Origin of the sequence: Kocuria sp. HSID17590 (genome assembly GCF_003989485.1) — a bacterium.
Classification (GTDB): Bacteria; Actinomycetota; Actinomycetes; order Actinomycetales; family Micrococcaceae; genus Kocuria; species Kocuria salsicia.
In genome coordinates this window covers 43,525-52,876 of sequence record NZ_RBMB01000025.1, presented here as the reverse complement: position 1 = coordinate 52,876, position 9,352 = coordinate 43,525, and the positions used below count along the sequence as shown (strand labels likewise).

Annotated in this window: 9 protein-coding genes and 2 tRNA genes; 7 read left to right on the top strand and 4 right to left on the bottom strand. The window is 72.0% G+C overall.

Annotated features, from left to right (window positions below):
• The coding region (locus tag D8M39_RS09690; protein WP_148111760.1) for an ABC transporter ATP-binding protein at positions 1-746 on the top strand (746 nt) is incomplete at its 5' end.
• A 224-nt stretch (positions 747-970) separates the two neighbouring features.
• Positions 971-1,726: a 4'-phosphopantetheinyl transferase gene (locus tag D8M39_RS09685; RefSeq protein WP_202975513.1), complete on the top strand. Its 756-nt coding sequence runs from the start codon at positions 971-973 to the stop codon at positions 1,724-1,726.
• 66 nt (positions 1,727-1,792) lie between these two features.
• Here the strand turns inward: D8M39_RS09685 and D8M39_RS09680 are convergent, their stop codons facing one another.
• Positions 1,793-2,683, bottom strand: a complete 891-nt coding sequence (locus tag D8M39_RS09680) for an acyl-CoA thioesterase II (protein WP_126874910.1) — start codon at positions 2,681-2,683, stop codon at positions 1,793-1,795.
• Positions 2,684-2,727: 44 nt separating this feature from the next.
• Between D8M39_RS09680 and D8M39_RS09675 the strand changes: the two genes are divergently transcribed.
• Both D8M39_RS09675 and D8M39_RS09670 read left to right on the top strand, forming a co-directional pair.
• Entirely contained in the window at positions 2,728-3,195 is a 468-nt protein-coding gene (locus D8M39_RS09675; protein WP_055083840.1) for a thioesterase family protein, read from the top strand.
• Positions 3,192-3,914 (top strand): hypothetical protein, encoded by a 723-nt coding sequence (locus D8M39_RS09670; RefSeq protein ID WP_126874909.1) that lies wholly within the window; start codon positions 3,192-3,194, stop codon positions 3,912-3,914. The genes D8M39_RS09675 and D8M39_RS09670 overlap by 4 nt, the downstream gene beginning before the upstream one ends.
• Positions 3,915-4,049: 135 nt before the next feature.
• Here the strand turns inward: D8M39_RS09670 and D8M39_RS09665 are convergent, their stop codons facing one another.
• Together D8M39_RS09665 and pepN are read right to left on the bottom strand one after the other, a co-directional pair.
• Entirely contained in the window at positions 4,050-4,460 is a 411-nt protein-coding gene (locus D8M39_RS09665; RefSeq protein WP_055083909.1) for a globin, read from the bottom strand.
• A gap of 125 nt (positions 4,461-4,585) precedes the next feature.
• Positions 4,586-7,180 carry an aminopeptidase N gene (gene pepN / locus D8M39_RS09660; RefSeq protein WP_126874908.1) on the bottom strand — a complete coding sequence of 865 codons (2,595 nt, stop codon included), beginning with the start codon at positions 7,178-7,180 and terminating at the stop codon, positions 4,586-4,588.
• Between the two features lie 241 nt (positions 7,181-7,421).
• On the opposite strand from pepN, the gene D8M39_RS09655 reads away from it, so the two are divergent.
• Entirely contained in the window at positions 7,422-7,934 is a 513-nt protein-coding gene (locus D8M39_RS09655; protein ID WP_055083846.1) for a ribose-5-phosphate isomerase, read from the top strand.
• A gap of 10 nt (positions 7,935-7,944) precedes the next feature.
• Complete coding sequence (locus tag D8M39_RS09650) at positions 7,945-8,868, top strand: Fpg/Nei family DNA glycosylase (RefSeq protein WP_126874907.1); 924 nt, start codon at positions 7,945-7,947, stop codon at positions 8,866-8,868.
• A 135-nt stretch (positions 8,869-9,003) separates the two neighbouring features.
• Here the strand turns inward: D8M39_RS09650 and D8M39_RS09645 are convergent.
• A tRNA-Gly gene (locus D8M39_RS09645) sits at positions 9,004-9,074 on the bottom strand.
• A 198-nt stretch (positions 9,075-9,272) separates the two neighbouring features.
• On the opposite strand from D8M39_RS09645, the gene D8M39_RS09640 reads away from it, so the two are divergent.
• A tRNA-Pro gene (locus D8M39_RS09640) sits at positions 9,273-9,345 on the top strand.
• Positions 9,346-9,352 lie beyond the last annotated feature (7 nt).

Below are 9,352 nucleotides of genomic sequence, written 5' to 3'. Positions count from 1 at the left end.
CGCCATCCGAGGTACCCGCCGTCGTGGTCCGCGAGCTCGACGTGCACTACGGACCGCGCCGCGCTGTCGCCGGGGTGAGCTTCGAGGTGGCACGCGGGACGAACGTGGCGCTCGTGGGTGCCTCCGGTGCGGGCAAGTCCACCATGGCGGCGGTCGTGGCCGGGGTGCGCACTCCCACGCGCGGCTCGGTGCGGGTTGCGGGGCAGGACCCGCACGCCCTGCCGCCCGCCGAGCGGGCCCGCGTGGTCGCGCTCGTCTCGCAGGAGAACCACGTCTTCGCGGGAACGCTGCGCGAGAACCTGACGCTGGCGGCCCCGAGTGCCACAGATGACGCCGTGTGGGAGGCCCTGAGCGCGGTCAGCCTCGCGGAGTGGGCCGGGCAACTGTCCGGCGGCCTGGACACCCGCGTCTCCCAGGAGGGCCTCGGGGACCTGCGGCGCCAGCTGCTCGCCCTGGCGCGGGTCGCGCTGCTGGCCCCGGAGGTCGTCGTGCTGGACGAGCCCGTCTCCCGGGCCGCGCGCGGCGAGGCGGAGATCCTGGCCCGCGCCGTCGCCGCCGTGTGCCGGGAGCGCACGGCCATCACCGTGATCCACCACCTGGACCAGGCGGCGCTGTGCGACAGGATCCTCGTGATGGAGCGGGGCGCGGTCGTCGAGGACGGCGCCCACGAGCAGCTGCTGCACGGCGGCGGGCGCTACGCGGAGCTCTGGGCCGCCTCGCACGCGGACGAGCACAGGGCAGGCTGAACCCGCCGCGACACCCGGCACGTTCAGGCGGGGAGCTGCCGGTTCCGTGCTTTCGTAGCGGGGTGCGCCCCTGTTTTGGCATGGTGGGGACCAGCCACGTCATTGCCCGGGAGCAGCCCGTTCCTCGCCCTGTGGTGGGGCGTGCTCCCGTCCTGGCATGGTGGGGACCAGCCACGTCACCGCCCGATAAAGCCCGGGCCCCGCAGACCAGTCCGGAGGTGCCCATGAGCCCGACAGCCGCCAGCAACGGTGGGATGGCCAGCGCGCCAGAGGAGAGCACGTCCGGCCCGTCCGGGAACTCGGCGCTGGCCCGTGCGCTCGCGGCCCTGCTGCCCTCGGGCGCGGTGGTGGTTTCGGCGACCGAGGACGTCGCGGGGGCACTGCGCCCCGGTGAGGGAGACTCGCTCGCCCGGGCCGTGCCGTCGCGGGTCGCGGAGTTCACCACGGGGCGCTCGTGCGCGCACCACGCGCTGGAGCTGATGGGAGTGCCCACCGCGACGATCGGCCGGGGCGGACGCGGCGAGCCCCTGTGGCCGGGCGGGGTGGTGGGAAGCATTACCCACTGCGAGGGGCTGCGGGCGGCCGCGGTGGCCCGGGCGGGCGACGTCGCCAGCCTGGGGATCGACGCCGAACCCCACCTCCCGCTGCCCGAGGGCGTCGTGGACCTCACGCTGACACCGCCCGAGCGGCGTCGTCTGGCGGAACTGCACCGCACGGTCCCGGACGTGGCGTGGGGACGCGTGGTCTTCAGCCTCAAGGAGGCCGTCTACAAGCTCTGGTACCCGTTGCGCCACGAGTGGCTCGGCTTCGAGGAGGTGGACACGGTGGTCAACCCGGACGGCACGTTCGCCGTGGCACTGCCGCGCCCGCTGGGCGTCGGTGACCAGCGGGTGATGACGGTGCACGGGCGCTGGGCCGTCACGGGCGGATTCGTGCTGACGACGGCGGCGCTGGGCTGTGCCGAGCAGCCGCGTCTCTAGGCACTGCGCCGCGTCAGAGGACGTTCCTGCGCGGGCCGCCCCAGCGCGATCCCTCGTGAATGGTGCTCAGCGGAACTCCGGAAGGCGCATCATGCCCTCCTGCACCGTGGTGGCGATCATGGTGCCGTCCCGCGTGAACATCTTGCCGATCGACAGCCCGCGCGCCGAGGACGCGCTGGGGGAGGTCTGCGTGTAGAGGATCCACTCGTCCGCCCGCGCGAAGCGGTGCCACCACATGGCGTGGTCCAGGGAGGCGACGTTCATGCCCCGGTCTCCCCAGGAGCGGCCGTGGCGGCGCAGGATGGGCTCCATCATCGTGTAGTCGGACACGTACGCCAGCGCGGCGCGGTGGATCGCGGGATCGTCCGGCAGGGGCGAGAGCGCCTTGATCCACACGGCGTTGTACGAGTCCTGGGCGCCCTGCCACGGGAGGAAGAGCGGCTGCGTGATGTAGCGCATGTCGAAGGGCCGCTCGAAGGCCTGGGCGCGGGCCTCGGGGATGTCCAGCGCCCCGAGGGTCTCCCGCAGGGCGGGCAGCGACTCCGGGTCCGGGACGCCCTCGGGCATCTCGTCCTGGTGCTCCAGACCCTCGGCGGGCTCCTGGAAGGACGCGATCACCGACAGGATGGTCTTGCCCTCCTGGTACGCGTGGATCCTGCGTGCAGAGAAGGAGCGGCCGTCCCGCACGCGCTCCACGCCAAAGGTGATGGGCAGCTCGATGTCCCCGCCCCGCAGGAAGTACGCGTGCAGGGAGTGGATGGCCCGGCCCGGGTCCACGGTGCGCATGGCCGCCATCGCGGCCTGGGCGAGCACCTGCCCGCCGTACACCCGCGCCCGGGGTGTGGTGATGGTGCGGCCCACGAAGATGTCCTCCGTGGTGCGGGCGCCACCGCCGTCCGCGAGGTCGAGCATCCGGATCAGCGCGGCCACGGGTTCCTGGGTGGGATCGACAGTCATGGCCCCCACTCTAAACCGGCTGACGAGTGTGGTCTGATAGAACCATGACTTCGCTCAACGTCCCCATCCAGATGCGCTTCTTCGACCAGGACCAGTACGGCCACATCAACAACGTGACCATGCTGCGCTACTTCGAGGACGCCCGCGTGCGCCTGACCGCCTCGCCCATCGCCAAGGACCCGGACCACGGCATTCCCGAGGACACCACGTTCCGCGAGTCCGTGGGGGAGCTGCGCACCGTCGTCGCCCACCAGAGCGTGGACTACAAGGAGCAGCTGTTCTTCCGCATGGACCCGGTGTGCGTGCGCACGTGGATCTCCCGCATCGGCGGCTCGTCCTTCACCATCTCCTACAGCCTGCAGGAGGAGGACGGCTCGCACGTCTACGCGCAGGGCGAGTCCGTGATCGTGGTCATGGACCCGGAGACGGGCAAGAGCGTCAAGCTCTCCGAGGACCACAAGGCGCTGCTCGCCTCGCTCGAGGACGACGTGAAGTACGACCACGCACGATGAGCACCCCCCACGAGAACGCCGCCGAGAACCCCGCCGAGGGCTTCGCGCTGCTGGACCAGCGCGACGCCGCGGACCTCGCCACCTACGTGAGCCGGGCCCGTTCCGTGGACCCCCAGGCCGCCGTGCGGCTTCAGGGCATGGACCGTGTGCTCGCCGTGTGGGTCTCGGTGATCCACCCGGCGGGTCTGCTCGACGCCGCCCCGGTGGTCCTCGGGCTGCGCACCATGGCGCTCGCGGAGTCCTCGGACCTGGACATCACGGTGGCCGCCTCGGCCATCACCGACCGCCTGGCGCGCGTGAGCACGCAGGCGGTTCCCGCGGGCGACGACGCCGTGTGGCTCAGTGCCCCGCCGCAGCAGGTCAACGCGCCGTGGGCCGGGATCGTCGCACCGCGCACGGGCTGGAGCGCCCTGGGCACGGTGGCCGCGCACCACGTGCGGGACGTCGCCCGCCGCGGGGTGCAGGCCGTCTCGGACGCCGTCCCCGCGGACTCGGGAGCCGCGATCGTGCAGAAGGTCCGCTCGCGGGTGTGGGGTGCCTCCTCCGGGTGGGGTCCGCTCGACGGCCCCGAGATCCCGGACGGCGCCGCGTTCGCCCTGGACGTCCTCGGCTTCATCCCGTCTCCGGACTCGGACGTGCACGTGGCGGCGGAGCAGACCGGGCAGTGGCTGCGCCTGAGCACCGTCGCGGGCCACGTGCTGGTCAAGCTGCGGCGCTGAGGCGGCTCGACCGCACCACCGTGGCCGACGGCGCGGGAGTCACCCGTGTGCCGTCGGCGGAACCGGGAGCTCCCGCGGCGCCGCGGCCGCTGGAACCACGGGCACCGTTGGGAACCGCCTCCGCACCGACGGGGCTCAGCCCGGCCGGTTCACCATGGCGTGGGCGGCCCGTTCGAAGTAGTCCCACATGATGCCGTCGTGCAGCGGGGAGAGCTGCACGGCGTCCATGGCCGCCCGCATGTGCGCGAGCCACGTCTCGCGCGCCCACGTGTCCACGGGGAAGGGCGCATGGCGCATCCGCAGCCGGGGGTGCCCGCGCTGCTCGGAGTACGTGGTGGGTCCGCCCCAGTACTGCTCCAGGAACATCCGCAGCCGCTCCTCGGCCGGGCCCAGGTCCTCCTCCGGGTACAGCGCCTTGAAGTCCGGGTCCTCGGCCACGCGCGCGTAGAACTCGTGCGTGAGCTTCACGAACGTCTCGTGCCCGCCCACCTGCGCGTAGAACGAGTCCGACGACGCCGCCTCGGCGGCCTCGCGCGCATCCCCCACCTGCTGCTGGGGCTGCGTCACGGACCCGCCCGCCGAGCGGGAGCCCACGGCACCGAGGGTGAACGTGCGGCGCCCGGTGGGGGCAGCGGCGTCGGCGGACAGACGGTCCGGATCGGGGGCGTCGCTCACCGGGCGGTTCCCTCGCCGTCGGAGGTGGTGGACTCGCCCATGGCCGAGGCGTCGACCTGCTGCGCGCGGACCGCACGGCGGGCCGAGTCCTGGCGTTCGAGCACGATGCGCCGCAGCCCGCTCAGCTCGGGGTCGAGGGAGTCCAGGAATCGCTGGGCGTCGTCCACGACGTCCTGGGAGAAGGCGCGGGGGAACAGCCCCACCGCGATCTGCTGGGCGAGCTCGTGGGTGCGCTCGCGCCACACCCCGGTGACGTCCTGGAAGTACCGGGCCGCGTATGGCGCCACCAGGGCGTCGTCGTGCCCGCGGAAGAAGCCCGCGATCGCCGCCTGCTGCTGGGAGTTGGGCAGCGCACCCTGCTCCACCACGAGGCGCCACGTGTCCGCCTTGGCCTCCGGCGTGGGGATCGCGGCGGACGCGGTCGCGGCCGCAATCGCACCCGTCTCCGTGTTGTCCTCGCGCAGGGCGGCGGCAATGTCCTCCGCGCCCTTGCGCCCGGCCGCCACGAGGGCGATCAGCACGGACCAGCGGGTGTCGGTGTCCAGCTCCAGGCCCTCGGGGACGCCCTCGCCGCGGGAGAAGCCCGCCACACGCTCGATCTGGGCGTCCGTGCACGCCCGGCGCAGGAACGCGCGGAAGAACTGCCACTGGTGGTCGGAACCCGCTTCGGACTCCTCGACCAGGCGCCACAGGCTCTCCGCGGCGTCCTCCCGGACCTGCTGCGCGTGCTCGGGGGCGAGGTAGTGGTCCAGGGCGGTGTCCAGCTGGCGCAGCTGCACCTGCACGGTCGTGGAGTCCGTCTCGTGGCCCACGTTGGCGAGTACCAGGCGCACGTAGTCGCTCGCGGGGCTCACGCCGTCGTGCACGGAGTCCCAGGCGGCCGCCCACACCAGGGAGCGCGGCAGGGACTCGTCGAAGTCGCCCAGGTGGTTCATCGCGGTGGCCAGGGAGCACTCGTCCAGGCGGATCTTGGCGTACGCGAGGTCGTCGTCGTTGAGCAGCACCAGGTCTGGGCGCTCGCGGCCCACCAGGTCCGGGACCTGGGTGAGCTCGCCGTCCACGTCCAGCTCCACGCGCAGGGTGCGGCTCAGCCGCCCGGTGTCCTCGCGGTGGTCGTAGAAGCCCACGGCCACGCGGTGCGGGCGCAGCGTGGGGTGGCCCTCCTGGCCGATCTGCTCGATCGCGAAGGACGTGATGACGCCGTCTGCGTCCGCGGTCATGCGGGGGATCAGGGTGTTCACTCCCGCGGTCTCGAGCCAGCGCTCGGACCACTGCTTGAGGTCGCGCCCGCTGGCCGCCTCCAGCTCCACCATGAGGTCGGAGAGCTCGGTGTTGGACCACGCGTGCTTGCCGAAGTAGCGGTTGAGCCCCGCCATGAACTCCTTCTGGCCCACCCACGCCACGAGCTGCTTGAGCACGGACGCGCCCTTGGCGTACGTGATCCCGTCGAAGTTCACCAGGACGGCCTCGAGGTCCGGGATCTCCGCCTTGATGGGGTGCGTGGTGGGCAGCTGGTCCTGCGCGTAGCCCCAGGACTTCTCCCCGGCGGCGAACGTGGTCCACGCGTTGGTGTACCGGGTGTTCTGAGCGCACGCGAGGGTGGACATGTACTCCGCGAAGGACTCGTTGAGCCACAGGTCGTTCCACCAGCGCATGGTCACCAGGTCCCCGAACCACATGTGGGCCAGCTCGTGCAGCACGGTGATCGCGCGGCGCTCCACGCGGGCCTGGGCCGGCTTGGAGCGGAAGATGTAGGACTCCACGAACGTCACGGCGCCCGCGTTCTCCATGGCGCCGGCGTTGAACTGGGGCACGAAGAGCTGGTCGTACTTCTCGAACGGGTAGGGCACCCCGAACTGGGACTCGTAGAACTCGAAGCCCTGCTTGGTGATCTCGAACATCTCATCCGCGTCCATGTGCTCGAACAGGGAGCGGCGGGCGAAGAGACCGAGGTCGATGGTGCGCCCGTCCGCGGAGACCAGGCTGTCGGTGGTCTTCAGGTACGGCCCGGCGACCAGCGCGGTCACGTAGCAGGACATCACCGGCGTGGGGGAGAAGTCCCAGCGGGCCACGCCGTCGGACACGGCCACGGGCTCGGGGGAGGGCTGGTTGGAGACCACCTGCCAGTTCTGCGACGCGGTCACCGAGAACTCGAACGTGGCCTTGAGGTCCGGCTGCTCGAACACGGGGAACATCCGCCGGGTGTCCGCGACCTCGAACTGCGAGTAGAGGTACACCTCGCCGTCCGCGGGGTCCACGAAGCGGTGCAGGCCCTCGCCGGTGTTCATGTAGAACATGGTCGACTCGACCACGAGCTCGTTGTGCTCGGCGAGGCCGGGGAGCTGGATGCGCTCGCCGTCGCTGACCTCCGCGGGGTCCAGGGACTCGCCGTTGAGGGTCACCGACTCCACGGAGGCCGTGATCGCGTCGATGAACGTCTCGGACCCGGGCTCGGCCGTGAACACCACGGTGGTGCGCGCCGGGAAGGTCTCCGCCCCCCGGGTGAGGTCCAGGGCCACGCGGTAGGACTCCACCGAGATGGTCCGCGCGCGCTGGGCGGCCTCCGCTCGGGTCAGATTGGTTCCGGGCACGACGGCGTTCCTCTCCTCGACGACACTTCCATGCCCACGCGGGGCATTGGGCCATTATGACAGTCACCGCAAGGGCCGTGGGTCGACGGCGGGCGAACGGCCCGTTGGCCCGGCGTCCGTGGGGCGACGGCGCGGGGCCCGGCCGCGGCGATAGGCTGGGCACGTCCTGTTCCCCGGTCCGCGGCCCGTGCGGCGCGGCGGGGACGTCTGCGGGAAACCACCTAGGAGTTGCAGAAGACCCATGCGCGTGCACATCGCCACCGACCACGCCGGCCTCGAGCTGTCCCACTACCTCATGGAGCAGCTCACGGAGCAGGGCTACGAGCTGATCGACCACGGTCCGGAGGAGTACGACGCCGCGGACGACTACCCCGCGTTCTGCATCAGCGCGGCACTCGGCGTGCGCGAGGACCGCGAGAACGGTCTCGACTCCCTGGGCATCGTGCTCGGCGGCTCCGGCAACGGCGAGCAGATGGCCGCCAACAAGGTGGCCGGGATCCGCGCGGCCCTGGCCTGGAACCTGGACACCGCGCGCCTGGCCCGTGAGCACAACAACGCGCAGGTGGTCTCCCTGGGCGGACGCCAGCACGAGAAGGAGGAGGCGCTGCAGCTCGTCCTCGCCTTCCTGCAGGAGCCGTTCTTGGACGAGGAGCGCCACGTGCGCCGCATCGAGCAGCTCGCCGAGTACGAGCGCACCGGGGACATCGCGGGCAAGCTGGCCGCGATCACGCCCCGCCCGTTCACCCGCGGCTGAGGGCTCCCGCGTGCCCGAGGGACACTCGATCCACCGTCTCGCCCGCCAGCTCGGTGACCTCTTCGAGGGCCAGCAGCCGGGCGTGAGCAGCCCGCAGGGCCGCTTCGCCGCCGGTGCCGCGCTGCTCGACGGCCGCGTGCTCACGCGCGCCCGCGCCCACGGCAAGCACCTCTACCTGGACTTCACCGCGCCGGAGGACCCGGCGGACGTGCTCGTGCTGCGCTCGCACCTCGGAATCTACGGGGCGTGGAGCTTCGCGGGGGACGAGACGTTCGCGGCGGCGTCCTCGATCGGCGCGCCGCGCCGCGTGGGGGAGCGGGAGACCGGCAGCGCGGAGGCGGAGGCCGTGGCCTACGACGACGCCGGACGGGTCGTCCCCGAGGCCCCGGTGGGTGCCGTGCGGGCCCGGCTCGTGGGCGAGCACGGCTGGGCGGACCTGCGCGGCCCCGCGCTGTGCACGGTGGAGACGCCGGAGGAGGCCCGGGCCGCCGAGGCGAAGCTCGGACCCGACCCGCTGGACCCGCAGGCAGATCCCGAGCCGTTCCTCGCGGCGGCCGGTCGCAGCAGGCGGGCAATCGGCGTGCTGCTGATGGAGCAGAACGTGGTCTCCGGGATCGGCAACATCTTCCGCGCGGAGTCCCTCTTCCGCCGCGGCGTGGACCCGCTGCGCCCCGGCAACTCCCTGACCCGCGAGGAGCTGCTGGGGCTGTGGGAGGAGAACGTGGAGCTCATGGCCGTGGGGGTGCGGGTGGGACGGATCATCACCACCGATCCGGCGGACCGCCCGGGAGTCCCCGAGTCCGAGGCCTGGCCCGTGCACGCGAACTACGTCTACCACCGCCACGGCCAGGACTGCCTGCACTGCGGGGCCACCGTGCTCAAGAGGGACCTCAACGGCCGGGGCCTGTACTGGTGCCCCGTGTGCCAGGCCTGAGACCCGGGAAAGCCGGTGGGGCGTCGTCGTCGTTACGGCTTCCTCGGCACGGAAACAGCGCATTGCTCGCTGACATGCGAACCGGAATGCGAAAAACCCCCGCAGTCCGTGACTGCGGGGTTTTCCTGAAATACGAGGGGGCGACGGGAATCGAACCCGCGTAGCCAGTTTGGAAGACTGGGGCTCTACCATTGAGCTACGCCCCCGGGAACGTTGAAGACAGTACACGAGCACCGCCGGCCGTGCCACCCGCGGCACTCCGCCCGGGGCCGGATTTCCGGGCCCGGGCGCTCGGCACGATAGACTGTCGTGATGTCGGCCGCCCGCGGGCGCGCCGACACCCGGTTCACGCGCGTCCAGCAGTGGTGCGCGCGGGAGGACCCCGCGTGCCCGGCACGCGGCCACGGGGTGTAGCGCAGTGGCTAGCGCGCCTGCTTTGGGAGCAGGAGATCGCAGGTTCGAGTCCTGTCACCCCGACGTCTGG

Bases quoted from the DNA above. Each gene is read 5' to 3' on its own strand.
- D8M39_RS09675 (WP_055083840.1), top strand. From the start codon at position 2,728: ATGACTTCGCTCAACGTCCCCATCCAGATGCGCTTCTTCGACCAGGAC.
- D8M39_RS09655 (WP_055083846.1), top strand. From the start codon at position 7,422: ATGCGCGTGCACATCGCCACCGACCACGCCGGCCTCGAGCTGTCCCAC.
- D8M39_RS09680 (WP_126874910.1), bottom strand. From the start codon at position 2,683: ATGACTGTCGATCCCACCCAGGAACCCGTGGCCGCGCTGATCCGGATG.
- D8M39_RS09670 (WP_126874909.1), top strand. From the start codon at position 3,192: ATGAGCACCCCCCACGAGAACGCCGCCGAGAACCCCGCCGAGGGCTTC.
- D8M39_RS09685 (WP_202975513.1), top strand. From the start codon at position 971: ATGAGCCCGACAGCCGCCAGCAACGGTGGGATGGCCAGCGCGCCAGAG.